The following is a 12,465-nucleotide window of genomic DNA, read 5'->3' as shown; positions in this document are numbered from 1 at the left end:
TTCAATTTTGCTTTTATCTGCGCTGTTTCGCTGGCATCCCGCCTGTGGTTCAGGAGGGGCCTGCCCGTACTAGGGTCTGTTGACGTTTCGTACGCGGCCGCGACGGAGCCAGTTTTTGCGTGGAGCTAGGCGCGAGACGCGAAGTTTGGTCGCCCAAATGAGTCGTCGAGCAACGACGCACCACGCAAAAACTGGCCCGTCCCTTCGGGTTGCGCGGCAAATTGCGCCATGCGTCGTTGCGGGATTTGGCAAGGGAACGACCATTACCTGCATCCCGCGCCTAGCCTGGCGCAATATGGCGCAGCAACGCGGCTCGCGCCGAAACGTCAACAGACCCTAGGGTTCATGCTGTCTTTCGCAGAGGATGCTTAATCGATGAGCAAGCTGTTCCAGCCCCTGTACCTGCCCAATGGCACCGTCATTCCCAATCGCATCGCCAAGGCCGCCATGGAGGAAAACCTTGCCGACGCCGACCATGCGCCCGGGCCGGTGCTGACCCGGCTCTATCGAAGCTGGGCCGAAGGCGGCGCCGGGCTGATCATCACCGGCAACGTGATGGTGGATCGGCATGCCCTGACCGGCCCGGCCGGCGTGGTGCTGGAGGATGACGCGCACCTGCCGCGCTTCGAGGCCTGGGCCGCGGCTTGCCGCAGCCAGGGCGCTCAGGCCTGGCTGCAGATCAATCATCCCGGGCGCCAGTTGATGGCCAGCATGGGCCAGCCGGCTCTGGGGCCATCGGCGATCCCGGTGAATATCCCTGGGCTTTCCAAGCTGTTCGCCCAGCCCGTGGCATTGGAGGCGGGGCAGATAGAGCAGCTCATCCAGCGTTACCTCAACACCGCACTGCTGGCCGAGCGCGCCGGTTTTTCCGGGGTGCAGATCCACGCGGCCCATGGTTATTTGTTCAGCCAGTTTCTTTCCCCGCTCAGCAATCGCCGCAGCGATGACTGGGGTGGCAGCCTGGAAAACCGTGCGCGCATCCTGCTGCGCACCGTCGAGGCGGTGCGCGCCCAGGTCGCCCCGCAGTTCAGCGTGGCGGTCAAGCTCAACTCGGCGGACTTCCAGCGTGGCGGCTTCGAGGCCGGCGATGCGGCAGAGGTGGTGCGGATGCTGGGATCGCGGGGTGTGGATCTGGTCGAACTCTCCGGCGGCAGCTACGAGAGCCCGGCGATGCAGGGGCAGACCCGCGATGGCAGCACCTTGGCGCGCGAGGCCTATTTTCTGGAGTTCGCCGAGCGTATCGCCGAGGTTGCCTCAATGCCCATCATGGTCACCGGTGGGGTGCGGCGCAGGGCCGTGGCCGAGCGGGCCGTGGAGCAGGGGGTGGCGATGGTCGGCATGGCCACCGCCCTGGCCATCGAGCCCAGCTTGCCGGCACGCTGGCGGGCGGGCGAGGACATCGCGGTGCAGCCGGTGGTGGTGAGCTGGAAGAACAAGGCCCTGGCCGCTGCCGCTACCCAGGCGGTGATGAAGAAGCAACTGCTGCTGCTCGGCAGGGGCAAGCCAACCCATGCGGGTACCTCGCCCTTGCTGGCGTTGCTGGGTAGCCAGATCAAGCTCAGGCTGCAGGCCCGGCGTTATCGCCGCTGGGTCGCGAGCAAGGGCTGATCCTAGAGGGCGGGTTCCGGCAGTACCTGCCGGGCCAGCTTGCGCGCCCGTGCCGCCGTCGCGCCCAGCGCCCTGAGGATCATCTCGGCGACCAGCACGTCGTGTTCGCTGACACCGCGACCTTCCACCACGCTGCGCATGGCACCGAGCGTGCTGGAAACCAGCAGGTCGAGGGCGATGCCCTCGTGCTCGTAGCTGAGGATGCCTTCCGCCTTGCCCGCGCGCAGGTCGGCCAGCACGTAGCCGGTGACCTTCGAGCGCATTGCCTGATCGGAGTGCACCACCCGCACCACGGCACTGGCCCAGTCCGGGTCGGCCATGGCCCGGCGGATGAACATGCGCACGCCAATGGCCATGCGCTGCGCGCCGCTGTCGATACCCGCGCTGTATTGCGCGATCGATTCGGAGAACTCGTCGGCCATGGCCAGGCCGACCGCCTCGACGACTTCGTCGCGCGAGCGGAAATAGTTGTAGATGGTGCCGCTGGCCACTTCCGCCTCGGTGGCCAGGTCGAGCAGGGCGATATCGCCCAGTTCCTTGCGGGCGAGCAGGCGCACGGCGGCATCGATGAGGCCACGGCGGGTGCGCTCGCGCTTCTTGTGCCCACGGCTTGGCGCGGCGGGTTCGCTATCGGCTGTCTTGGCTCTGCTCATGGTGGTGCTCTGCGAAGGAGCGTTCGATGATAATGGAGTGCCGGGCGGCTGGGCCATTCACTTTCTCAGCAATTGCAGGCAGTCGGCAACGAGCTCGGCAGCCTGCTGCGCCGGGCCGTCGTGCATCAGGATGCGATCCGGGCGAACCACCAGCAATGAGCCGGTGGGCGCGATCTGGGTCAGACGCTGGCCCAGGTCCTCGACGAAGGGGGTGGCGGCGTTGCTGCGTTGCCCTTGCTGGCCGATCTGCAGAAAGCGCCCACCGGCCGTTTCCCAGCGCTGCTTCAGTGGCTCCGGCAGCAACGTGCAGGGGTCGATGCCCATGCCCAGCAGGGTCAGGCCGTCTCCCAGCACCTCGTCGCTCAGCAGCAGACGACCTTCGCGGGTGCGCACCAGCCCTTGTGGCAGCAGGCCGCCTCGGCGGACTTTCACGCAGCCGCGCCTGTTGATGAACAGACCTCGGCGGAAAATGTTCTTGGGCTTTATCTCCAGCTCCTCGAACTGCCGCCGTGCCGCCGGTATCAGGCTGAGCGTGCGCATCATGCCGTGGCCCAGTACGGCCAGCAGAACGTTGCGCGGCATGATCAGGCGCCCCATGAGCTTGGCCATGTTGATCATGGCCTGGGCATGGGGGCGGCGCTCCTGCTCGTAAGTGTCGAGAATCGCCGGGCTTGCCAGGCCCTGCACAACCCAGCTCAGCTTCCAGGCCAGGTTGGCGGCGTCGCGTAGCCCGGCGACCAGGCCCTGACCGACGAACGGCGGGGTGATATGGGCCGCATCGCCGACGAGGAACACGCGGCCTTGCTGGAAGTGCTTGCAGCAGCGCGCGTGGAAGCGATACACGGCCTTGCGTTCGATCTGCAGTTGGCTGGGGTCGATCCAGCGCTGCAGCAAATTGGCGATGTAGCCGTTGTCTTCCACCTGCTCGCGGGTTTCCCCGGCGCGCAGCATGAACTCCCAACGCTCGCGGCCGCCCGGGGCGGGCATGTGCGGGATGGGGCGGCGGTGATCGCAGATGAACTCGACGTGGTCGATGGCCTTGCCCTCGCGTTGGCAGGCATCGACGATCAGCCAGTCCTCACTGTAGCTCTGGCCCTCGAAATCCTGGCCGATCAGGCTGCGCACCTTCGAGCTGGCGCCATCGGCGCCTACCAGATAACGGGCACGCAGACGATGCAGACCGCCGTCCTCGGCGCGCAGCATGGCGGTGACGCCTTCGTCGTCCTGGGCCAGATCCTCCAGCTCCAGCCCACCGCAGCAACTCACATTGTCGAAGCGCTGGTACTGGGCACGCATCGCGCGCTCCAGATCCGGCTGATAGAAGGTCACCAGCTTGGGGTGCCCATCCACACTGCCGCGGGTATTGGCACGGCCGAACTGACCGATGATCGGGCAATGCATGCGCACTTCGGGGATCACCACCTTGTCGAAGGCTTCTTCGGCGAGGCCGGCCTGCTGGAGGATGCGCAGCGCCTCGTTGTCCAGCGCGATGGCGCGCGGCATCAAGAGGATGTCGTGAGTCCTGTCGATCACTAGAGTCTGGGTGCCATGGCGGCCGAGCAGGGCGGCCAGCGTGGCACCGACCGGGCCGTTGCCGATGATCAAAACGTCGACGCTGTCTGGCAGTGCTTTGTTGTTGTTATGCATGTCGGGCTCTTGTAATGGCGCGGGGTTGTGATTATTTTTGGGCAGGTTATTCAAAAATGAATAATTTCTCAATATTGAGATTGGCCCTTAAAACCTATTACAACAAGCCGCGCACCTTGGTGCCGAGGGAGCTCTCCATGTCCTTTCCTGCATACCCGACTCGCACCCTGACTGCCGAGGAGATTCAGCGTTACCACGACGATGGCGTCATCATGATCAAGGGGGCCATCGACCCCAACTGGATGAAGCTGCTGGAAGAGGGTGTCGAGGCAGCCAGGGGCGATGCCTCGCTGCTGGGGCGCTTCATGTCGCGCAAGGTGGAGGGCTACCAGATGGACATTTTCCTGTGGAAGCGCATCGATGCCCTGCGTGACCTGATCTACTACGGGCCTTTCGCGCGCTGGGCGCAGCAGTTGATGGGCTCGCAGCAGGTGCGCTTCTTCTACGATCAGATGTTCGTCAAGGAACCCGGAACGGACGCACCGACGCCCTGGCATCAGGATCTGAGCTTCTGGCCCATCCGTGGCGAGCAGATCTGCTCCTTCTGGATTCCATGCGATCCGGTCAACCGCGAGAACAGCGGGCTGCTGTACGTGAAGGGCTCGCACAAGTGGCCGCAACGTTTCAAGGCCATCTCGCCGGATTACGTGGCGACCATCATCGACGAGCGGATGGACGACATTCCCGATATCAACGCGCATCCCGAACGCTACGAGTTGCTCGACTGGGACATGGAGCCGGGCGACATCCTGATGTTCCACCCCCTGACCCTGCATGGCTCCCATGGCAATCAGTCACGCACGCGGCGGCGGCGCGCGCTGGCTTTGCGCTGGGTGGGGGACGACGTGGTCTACGCGCCTTCGGCCAAGCGCATGCCGATTCACTTCAGGCATGCCTCGGTGCCCGGTGGGCCGCTGCAGGGCGCCGCGTTCCCACGCATCCTGCCGGAGATGGATCCGCAGGAGCGGGCTGCGCGCGCCAGGCCGGAGCGCGCCGCGGCGAGCAAGCTGCTGGGCTCCTTGCTGGACAACGCCATGGCGGCAACGCGGCTGGCGTTCAAACCCGGCAGAAGCAAGTCGTTCAAGCAGACCTGGACGAAGCCCGGTAGCTGAGTGAGGGGTGGTCTCGAATATCGTGGTCAACGCAAAACGCCCGAATGACATCGGGCGTTGTTCATTGCGGGCGAGAAGGGCTCAGGCCGTGCGATAGCTCAGCACGCTGTCCTGCTCTTTGAGCGTCTTGCGCAGATCGGCGGGGATGTTGCCGGCGCGTACCGCGAGCTCCAGGCGGATTTCTTCCAGGCTCTGGGCGAAGGCGTCCTGATCGTCAAGCTGGGGCTTGGCCAGTACGCGGCTGTAAACGGTACTGTCACTCTCGTCGAGCAAGGCGAGGATGATGCTGCCATCAGGCCGTGGCGAACTGAAGTTGGCACGCAGCGGAGTGAACAGATGATCGACGAGTTGCTGGTTGGTGAGTTCCATAACCTACTCCATCCTGAGATTGGCAATTTTTGACATCAGGATGATAGATAGGTTCAAGCGACGAGCGACTGGCGGGTACGTTCGATCACCTGTTGCAACGATTCGTCATTGTACTGACCCGGATAAAGACGCTGGCTGTACTGGGCGATACCGGTCTTGTCGACGAGGGTAAAGCTGAAGCTGCCCTTGCGCGCTGCCTGGATGCGGCAATCGAACGGGGCGAAGGCGTGGGTCAGGGTGCTGATGGCTTTCTGGATCTGATGTTGAGTATTCATTTTTCTAAGTATTTCCTTTAACGCAGGTGCGCATCGATGCGCGTTGTGTTGCTCCGTGAGGTCGGCCGAAAAGCGGCCTTAGCAAGTAAACCAATAGGAGCTTTATATGCACGATAAAGTTCCATTGTTACGGTTCTTCGGCGTGGTCGGTACGTCGGAGGCAGGCAAATGAACAACGCCAGCAGTGGTCGATGGCGAGTTGGCCTGAACAGTCAGCAGGGTGGGATCGGGGAGGGCGGCAGCGCAGGGAGCGCTAGACGTTGAACCGGGAAACCAGCGGGGAGGCGCTAGGGCCTTGATGACTTGCAGCGTGGTACGAACGGCGCGGATGATAAAGCCTTGCTCAAGAAATGAACAGCATTATTTTTCGCCGCTGCGGCGTAACACTGCGAGCATGCCGTTGCGGATGCAATTTGCTGGTTGCTCCGCTAGCATTAGCCCACTTTGCTTTCCTTACATGACGGTTTTCCATGAGTTATCAGGTTCTTGCACGTAAATGGCGTCCGCGCTCGTTCCGCGAAATGGTCGGCCAGACGCATGTGCTCAAAGCCTTGATCAACGCCCTGGACAGCCAGCGTCTGCACCACGCCTATCTGTTCACCGGCACCCGTGGGGTGGGCAAGACCACCATCGCGCGGATCATCGCCAAGTGCCTGAACTGCGAAACCGGTATCAGCTCCACCCCCTGCGGCACCTGTTCGGTATGCCGGGAGATCGACGAAGGCCGTTTCGTCGACCTGATCGAAGTGGACGCCGCCAGCCGCACCAAGGTCGAAGACACCCGCGAACTGCTCGACAACGTGCAGTATTCGCCAAGCCGTGGCCGCTTCAAGGTCTACCTGATCGACGAAGTGCACATGCTTTCCACCAGCTCCTTCAACGCCCTGTTGAAGACGCTGGAAGAGCCGCCGCCCCACGTCAAATTCCTCCTCGCCACCACCGACCCGCAAAAGCTGCCGGTCACCGTGCTGTCGCGCTGCCTGCAGTTCTCCCTGAAGAACATGCCACCGGAGCGGGTGGTCGAGCACCTGACCCACGTGCTGACCGCCGAGAACGTGCCGTTCGAGAACGATGCCCTGTGGCTGCTCGGCCGCGCCGCCGACGGCTCCATGCGCGATGCCATGAGCCTGACCGACCAGGCCATCGCCTTCGGCGAGGGCAAGGTGCTGGCGGCCGATGTGCGTGCCATGCTCGGCACCCTCGATCACGGCCAGGTGTATGGCGTGCTGCATGCGCTGATCGAAGGCGATGCACGGGCGTTGATCGAGGCGGTGCGCCACCTGGCCGAGCAGGGGCCAGACTGGAATGGCGTGCTCTCGGAAATGCTCAACGTGCTGCACCGCGTGGCCATCGCTCAAGCGCTGCCGGATGCCGTGGACAACGGCCAGGGTGACCGTGAGCGCGTGCTGCAACTGGCTCAGGCGTTGCCGGCCGAGGATGTGCAGTTCTATTACCAGATGGGCCTGATCGGGCGGCGCGATCTACCGCTGGCGCCGGATCCACGCAGCGGCTTCGAGATGGTGCTGTTGCGCATGCTGGCGTTTCGTCCTGCTGGCGGTGACGATGCGCCGAGGGTCACGCTAAAGCCCTTGGGGATCAGCCAGGCCACTGCTGATTCCCAGCCCAACCCAGTGGCCGGTGCTGCCGTGGTGGCACCGGCTGTCGTTGCGCCGGCCGCCCCTGTCGTCACCGCGCCTGAGCCCGAGCCGGTCGTGGTGGCGGAAGCGCCCGTCGCGACGCCGCAACCTGTTGCGCCGGCCGAGCCCGTCGCTCCGATAATCGCTGCTGAGCCTGAGCCTGAGCCTGAGCCTGAGCCTGAGCCTGAGCCTGAGCCTGAGCCTGAGCCGGTTGTCGTGGCGCAGGCCACTGCGGCCGTCGATCTGCCCTGGGAGCCCGTGCCTGCGGCTGAGCCCATGGTCGAAGCGCCAGCCGAGGCTGCGCCTGCTGTGTCGGTAGAGCCGGTGGTGGACGCTGCGCCCGTGGCCGAGGCGGCTATCCCGCTGGAAGGCATCGCGCCCGCCGACGACGAAGAGCCGCCACCCGGCGATTATGATTACGTCGAGCTGGACAATGGCGCGCTGGACTACGATTTCGACCTGCCGAGTGAAGCCGAACCCGAGGCCGAGCCCGAGCCTCTGCCCGCCGTGGCGCCGGCCACCGGCCTGGCCGCGGAATGGCTGGCGCTGTTCCCGTTGCTCGGCCTCGGGGGCATGACCGGCAGCATCGCGGCCAACTGCACCCTGGTCGAAGCCAATGGCGACGACTGGCTGCTGCACCTGGACCCGGCGCACAGCGCGCTGTTCAACCCGACCCAGCAGCGCCGTCTCAACGACGCCCTGAACCAGCAGCAGGGGCGCAGCATCAAACTGCGCATCGAACTGCGCAAACCCGAACAGGAAACCCCGGCGCAAGCCGCGGCGCGCAAGCGTGCCGAGCGGCAGCGCAGCGCCGAGGCCTCGATCCATGCCGATCCGCTGGTGCAGCAGATGATCCAGCAATTCGCCGCCAAAGTGCGCGACGGCAGCATCGAGCCTATCGACACTCCCAGTTAAACCCCGAACACCGAGGATAGCGACATGATGAAAGGTGGCATGGCAGGCCTGATGAAGCAGGCCCAGCAGATGCAGGAAAAGATGCAGAAGATGCAGGAAGAGCTGGCCAATGCCGAAGTCACCGGCCAGTCCGGTGCCGGCCTGGTCAGCGTGGTGATGACCGGTCGCCATGACGTCAAGCGCATCACCCTGGACGACAGCCTGATGCAGGAAGACAAGGAAGTGCTCGAAGACCTGATCGCCGCCGCCGTCAACGACGCCGTGCGCAAGGTCGAGCAGAACAGCCAGGAGAAGATGGCCGGCATGACCGCCGGGATGCAGCTACCCCCCGGCTTCAAAATGCCTTTTTGAGTAGGTGACGCCCAGTCGGCGCACATGGCAGCGTTGCCGACGAACTCGGAATCCTCATGTGCTACAGCACACTGCGGTTCCTCGCTCGTCGGCGCCTTGCCCTGCACGCCGCCTGAGCGCCACTCTGGCCCCGTCGTCAAGGGCGGGCCTGTAGCCCGGATGCAATCCGGGGAAACACGGCATACACGATTTCCCGGATTGCATCCGGACTACACCCTGTAGGAATTTCATGAGCTTCAGCCCTCTGATTCGCCAACTGATCGATTCGCTGCGCATCCTGCCCGGTGTCGGGCAGAAGACCGCACAGCGCATGGCCCTGCAATTGCTCGAGCGTGATCGCAGCGGCGGTCAGCGCCTGGCACAGGCGCTCGAGGCGGCCATGGCGGGTGTGGGGCACTGCAAGCGCTGTCGCAGCCTGAGCGAGGACGAAGTCTGCCAGCTATGCCTGGACGAGCGCCGTGACGACAGCCTGCTGTGCGTGGTCGAAGGGCCGATGGACGTGCATGCGGTGGAGCAGACGGGCTATCGCGGCCGCTACTTCGTGCTCAAGGGCCACCTGTCGCCGCTCGATGGCCTGGGGCCGGAGGCCATTGGCATTCCCGAGCTGCTGGAGCGCATCGAGGCTGGAGGCTTCAGCGAGGTTATCCTGGCTACCAACCCCACGGTGGAAGGTGAAGCCACAGCGCACTACATCGCGCAGATTCTCGCCGGCAAGGGCCTGGTCGCCTCGCGTATCGCCCACGGCATGCCGTTGGGTGGCGAGCTGGAGCTGGTCGACGGCGGCACCCTGGCCCATGCCCTGGCAGGGCGGCGGCCGATCAGTCTCTAGGTTCCTTCCTCCCGTTACGGAGCGCCTGTGATCGCTGCCTTTCTGCGCTGGTTCTCCGCGCTGTGCATGCTTGCTTCGCCTATTGCCGTGCAGGCTGAGCAGTGCCCAAGCGGGCAGATCCAGGTGTGCCTGGGTGGCTCCTGCCTCTGCGTGCCCGACCCGGTTCGAGTACGTGAGGGTGGCCTGAACATGGCCGCCGTCCGCCTCGAGGCCTGGCTGCTGCAATCCCGCCAGGCCGCGCTGCGCGCCGGCACCGAGCCCATTCCCCTGATGATTCGTGCGCAGCTCGCGCCGTTCTATGACGAGGCATTACTCGATGCCGTGCGCTTTCGCATCGGTATCACCGACGAGATGGACGCCGCCACCGTCATGCTGCAGAACCCGGACGTGCAGGCCGTGACCCTGGTGGACGTGGTGGTGTTTCGCGATGCCGGCGCCGCTGCCAACGACGCCGCGCTATGGGCGCACGAGCTTTGGCACGTGCAGCAGTATCGCGACTGGGGCAGCGCCGAGTTCGCCCGCCGTTACACCCGTGATTTCCAGTCAGTGGAAGGGCCTGCCTACGCGATGCAGGCGCGGGTGAGAAGGGCACTGCGCGAGGAGAAATGAAACGCTCGCTTGAAAACCAAGCAAGCGCTAGGTTAGGGTGGCTGAAACGATAACGGGAGTACCCGCATGGCCGCCGCTCAGCCTTATTTCGATGAGTCCCACCAACTGGTTCGCGACAGCGTTCGGCGCTTCGTCGAACGCGAGATACTGCCGCATATCGACGAATGGGAGGAGGCCGAGGAGTTCCCCCGTGAGCTCTACCTCAAGGCCGGTGCGGCGGGCATCCTCGGCATTGGCTATCCCGAGCAGTCTGGCGGCAGCCATGAGGGTGACGTGTTCGCCAAGGTGGCGGCCAGCGAGGAGCTGATGCGTAGTGGCTCGGGCGGCCTGGTGGCCGGGCTCGGCTCGCTGGATATCGGCCTGCCGCCCATCGTCAAGTGGGCCAAGCCAGCGGTGCGCCAGCGCGTGGTGCCGCAGGTGCTGGCTGGTGAGAAAATCATGGCACTGGCGGTAACCGAGCCCTCCGGCGGCTCCGACGTGGCCAATCTCAAGACCCGTGCCGTGCGCGACGGTGACCATTACCGCGTCAGTGGCAGCAAGACCTTCATCACCAGTGGCGTGCGTGCCGATTACTACACCGTGGCGGTGCGCACCGGCGGTGAGGGCTTCGGCGGCGTCAGCTTGCTGCTGGTGGAGAAGGGCACGCCGGGTTTCAGCGTCGGCCGCAAGCTGAAGAAGATGGGCTGGTGGGCGTCCGATACTGCCGAGCTGTTCTTCGACGACTGCAAGGTGCCGGTGGAGAACCTGATCGGCGGGGAGAATGCCGGCTTCGCCTGCATCATGGCTAACTTCCAGAGCGAACGCCTGAGTCTGGCGATCATGGCCAACATGACCGCGCAACTGGCGCTGGAGGAATCCCTGAGGTGGGCGCGCGAGCGTCAGGCCTTCGGCAAGCCGGTGGGCAAGTTCCAGGTGCTCAAGCATCGCCTGGCGGAGATGGCCACGCAGCTCGAGGTGTCTCGCGAGTTCACCTATCGCCAGGCTGCACAGATGGCTGCCGGCAAGAGCGTGATCAAGGAAATCTCCATGGCCAAGAACTTCGCCACGGATATCGCCGATCGTCTGACTTACGACGCGGTGCAGATCATGGGCGGCATGGGTTATATGCGCGAATCCCTGGTCGAGCGCCTGTACCGCGACAACCGCATCCTCTCCATCGGCGGCGGCACGCGGGAAATCATGAACGAGATCATTGCCAAGCAGATGGGGTTGTAGCCAGTGCGGTGGGAGGGGGTAGCCGCGATCAGCCTAACCAGGGCGGAAAAGCTCGCCGCTGAAGCGCCTCCCACAGAAGCCGGCGGTGCGGAATCTGGGCCTTCATGGCGCGAATCCCTGGTCGAGCGGCTGTACCGCGACAACCGCATTCTTTCCATCGGCGGCGGCACGCGGGAAATCATGAACGAGATCATTGCCAAGCAGATGGGGTTGTAGGGAGCGCTGTTCGCACCTCCTGCCTGGCCGCTCTCAGGACGCTACCTGACCCTGCCCCGCCTGCCGCAGGCGGGCAATGTCGCGCTGCGGTGGCGCGCCGAACAGGCGGCTGTACTCGCGGCTGAACTGCGAGGGGCTTTCATAACCCACGCGATAGCTTGCCGCGGCCGCTTCGAGGTTGTCGCACAGCATCAGGCGGCGAGCCTCCTGCAGGCGCAGTTGCTTCTGATATTGCAGCGGGCTGAAAGCCGTGACGGCCTTGAAGCGGTGATGCAGGGTCGACGGGCTCAGGTTCACCTCGCGGGCCAACTCCTCGATGCGCAACGGCTGGTCGAAATTGCTGCGTAGCCATTCGATGGCGCGGGAGATGCGTTGACTCTGGCTGTCGGCTATCACCACTTCATGCAGGCGATGGCCCTGCGGGCTGAGCAGCATCCGATAGAAGATCTCGCGTAGCGCCAGTGGTGCCAGCATGGCGATGTCGCGTGGGGTTTCCAGCAGGCGCAGCAGGCGGATCACCGCATCCAGCAGGCGCGGATCGAGACGGTCGAGAAACAGGGCGCGTTGCGAGGCCGCATCAGGCGCCGGGATGGGTGGCATTTCGGTGAGCAGGCTGCTGATCAGGGCCGGGTCGATCTCCAGTGCGATGCTCAGGTAGGGTGCCTCCGGGCTGGCTTCGATCACCCGGCCGGTAACCGGTAGCATCACCGACGCCACCAGGTAATTGAGCGGGTCGTAGATATAGAGCTCGTCGCCCAGGCGTATCTCCTTGCGGCCCTGGGCGATGATGCACAGGCAGGGGTCGTAGACCGTCTGCATCGGCAGGCTTGGCGAGGTGGCGCGCGCCAGTTTGAGGCCGGGAATGGCCGTGAGGTGCAAGCCATCGTCAGGCACGAAGCGCTCGACGAGGCGCGCCATTTCATGGCTGAGTTCGGCCAGAGGGGTGTCGAGATTCGTGGCGGTGTGAATGGGTGATGGCATGGCGCGCCTCCGTAAAGTCAGCGAAGCCTAGCCAGGTTTTTCAGGCAA

12 protein-coding genes and 1 pseudogene are annotated in these 12,465 nt (G+C 64.4%); 8 read left to right on the top strand and 5 right to left on the bottom strand.

From position 1 onward, the window contains the following. Window positions 1-375: 375 nt before the first annotated feature. Window positions 376-1,608 (top strand): NADH:flavin oxidoreductase/NADH oxidase family protein, encoded by a 1,233-nt coding sequence (locus PVE35_RS12615; protein WP_277374836.1) that lies wholly within the window; start codon window positions 376-378, stop codon window positions 1,606-1,608. Window positions 1,609-1,610: 2 nt separating this feature from the next. Here the strand turns inward: PVE35_RS12615 and PVE35_RS12610 are convergent, their stop codons facing one another. Together PVE35_RS12610 and PVE35_RS12605 are read right to left on the bottom strand one after the other, a co-directional pair. Next, the gene (locus tag PVE35_RS12610; RefSeq protein WP_268183705.1) at window positions 1,611-2,261 is read right to left on the bottom strand and encodes a TetR/AcrR family transcriptional regulator; all 651 of its coding nucleotides are present in this window, start codon (window positions 2,259-2,261) and stop codon (window positions 1,611-1,613) included. 57 nt (window positions 2,262-2,318) lie between these two features. Next, complete coding sequence (locus tag PVE35_RS12605; protein ID WP_277374835.1) at window positions 2,319-3,908, bottom strand: bifunctional 3-(3-hydroxy-phenyl)propionate/3-hydroxycinnamic acid hydroxylase; 1,590 nt, start codon at window positions 3,906-3,908, stop codon at window positions 2,319-2,321. Window positions 3,909-4,045: 137 nt separating this feature from the next. On the opposite strand from PVE35_RS12605, the gene PVE35_RS12600 reads away from it, so the two are divergent. Further along, window positions 4,046-5,020, top strand: a complete 975-nt coding sequence (locus PVE35_RS12600; RefSeq protein ID WP_268183710.1) for a phytanoyl-CoA dioxygenase family protein — start codon at window positions 4,046-4,048, stop codon at window positions 5,018-5,020. A gap of 81 nt (window positions 5,021-5,101) precedes the next feature. Here the strand turns inward: PVE35_RS12600 and PVE35_RS12595 are convergent, their stop codons facing one another. Together PVE35_RS12595 and PVE35_RS12590 are read right to left on the bottom strand one after the other, a co-directional pair. Beyond that, window positions 5,102-5,389: a DUF3509 domain-containing protein gene (locus PVE35_RS12595; RefSeq protein WP_268183711.1), complete on the bottom strand. Its 288-nt coding sequence runs from the start codon at window positions 5,387-5,389 to the stop codon at window positions 5,102-5,104. Window positions 5,390-5,442: 53 nt separating this feature from the next. After that, window positions 5,443-5,664, bottom strand: a complete 222-nt coding sequence (locus tag PVE35_RS12590; RefSeq protein WP_268183713.1) for a hypothetical protein — start codon at window positions 5,662-5,664, stop codon at window positions 5,443-5,445. 470 nt (window positions 5,665-6,134) lie between these two features. Here PVE35_RS12590 and dnaX point away from each other — a divergent pair, with 470 nt between their 5' ends. From dnaX to PVE35_RS12560, 6 genes and pseudogenes are all read left to right on the top strand, one after another. Next, window positions 6,135-8,216 carry a DNA polymerase III subunit gamma/tau gene (dnaX, locus tag PVE35_RS12585; protein WP_277374834.1) on the top strand — a complete coding sequence of 694 codons (2,082 nt, stop codon included), beginning with the start codon at window positions 6,135-6,137 and terminating at the stop codon, window positions 8,214-8,216. A 24-nt stretch (window positions 8,217-8,240) separates the two neighbouring features. After that, on the top strand, window positions 8,241-8,567 hold the full coding sequence (locus tag PVE35_RS12580) for a YbaB/EbfC family nucleoid-associated protein (protein ID WP_003240957.1): 327 nt from the start codon (window positions 8,241-8,243) through the stop codon (window positions 8,565-8,567). Window positions 8,568-8,796: 229 nt separating this feature from the next. Continuing rightward, on the top strand, window positions 8,797-9,396 hold the full coding sequence (recR, locus tag PVE35_RS12575) for a recombination mediator RecR (protein WP_277374833.1): 600 nt from the start codon (window positions 8,797-8,799) through the stop codon (window positions 9,394-9,396). A 27-nt stretch (window positions 9,397-9,423) separates the two neighbouring features. Beyond that, entirely contained in the window at window positions 9,424-10,005 is a 582-nt protein-coding gene (locus PVE35_RS12570) for a DUF4157 domain-containing protein (RefSeq protein WP_268183721.1), read from the top strand. Between the two features lie 66 nt (window positions 10,006-10,071). Beyond that, window positions 10,072-11,220: an acyl-CoA dehydrogenase family protein gene (locus tag PVE35_RS12565; RefSeq protein ID WP_277374832.1), complete on the top strand. Its 1,149-nt coding sequence runs from the start codon at window positions 10,072-10,074 to the stop codon at window positions 11,218-11,220. A gap of 105 nt (window positions 11,221-11,325) precedes the next feature. Next, window positions 11,326-11,436, top strand: a pseudogene (locus tag PVE35_RS12560) (acyl-CoA dehydrogenase family protein); the annotation flags it as partial. 33 nt (window positions 11,437-11,469) lie between these two features. On the opposite strand, the gene PVE35_RS12555 reads toward PVE35_RS12560, so the two are convergent. Then, window positions 11,470-12,417 (bottom strand): AraC family transcriptional regulator, encoded by a 948-nt coding sequence (locus tag PVE35_RS12555; RefSeq protein ID WP_277374831.1) that lies wholly within the window; start codon window positions 12,415-12,417, stop codon window positions 11,470-11,472. Window positions 12,418-12,465 lie beyond the last annotated feature (48 nt).

Source organism: Pseudomonas sp. AA-38 (assembly GCF_029457475.1).
In the GTDB taxonomy this organism is placed as follows: domain Bacteria; phylum Pseudomonadota; class Gammaproteobacteria; order Pseudomonadales; family Pseudomonadaceae; genus Aquipseudomonas.
Note: the sequence above shows the minus strand (reverse complement) of the source record. Positions and strands in the feature narration are given on the sequence as shown.

Coding starts and splice junctions, on each gene's coding strand:
- recR (WP_277374833.1), top strand. CDS start 8,797: ATGAGCTTCAGCCCTCTGATTCGCCAACTGATCGATTCGCTGCGCATC.
- PVE35_RS12605 (WP_277374835.1), bottom strand. CDS start 3,908: ATGCATAACAACAACAAAGCACTGCCAGACAGCGTCGACGTTTTGATC.
- PVE35_RS12600 (WP_268183710.1), top strand. CDS start 4,046: ATGTCCTTTCCTGCATACCCGACTCGCACCCTGACTGCCGAGGAGATT.
- PVE35_RS12615 (WP_277374836.1), top strand. CDS start 376: ATGAGCAAGCTGTTCCAGCCCCTGTACCTGCCCAATGGCACCGTCATT.
- PVE35_RS12595 (WP_268183711.1), bottom strand. CDS start 5,389: ATGGAACTCACCAACCAGCAACTCGTCGATCATCTGTTCACTCCGCTG.
- dnaX (WP_277374834.1), top strand. CDS start 6,135: ATGAGTTATCAGGTTCTTGCACGTAAATGGCGTCCGCGCTCGTTCCGC.
- PVE35_RS12565 (WP_277374832.1), top strand. CDS start 10,072: ATGGCCGCCGCTCAGCCTTATTTCGATGAGTCCCACCAACTGGTTCGC.
- PVE35_RS12580 (WP_003240957.1), top strand. CDS start 8,241: ATGATGAAAGGTGGCATGGCAGGCCTGATGAAGCAGGCCCAGCAGATG.
- PVE35_RS12610 (WP_268183705.1), bottom strand. CDS start 2,261: ATGAGCAGAGCCAAGACAGCCGATAGCGAACCCGCCGCGCCAAGCCGT.
- PVE35_RS12590 (WP_268183713.1), bottom strand. CDS start 5,664: ATGAATACTCAACATCAGATCCAGAAAGCCATCAGCACCCTGACCCAC.
- PVE35_RS12555 (WP_277374831.1), bottom strand. CDS start 12,417: ATGCCATCACCCATTCACACCGCCACGAATCTCGACACCCCTCTGGCC.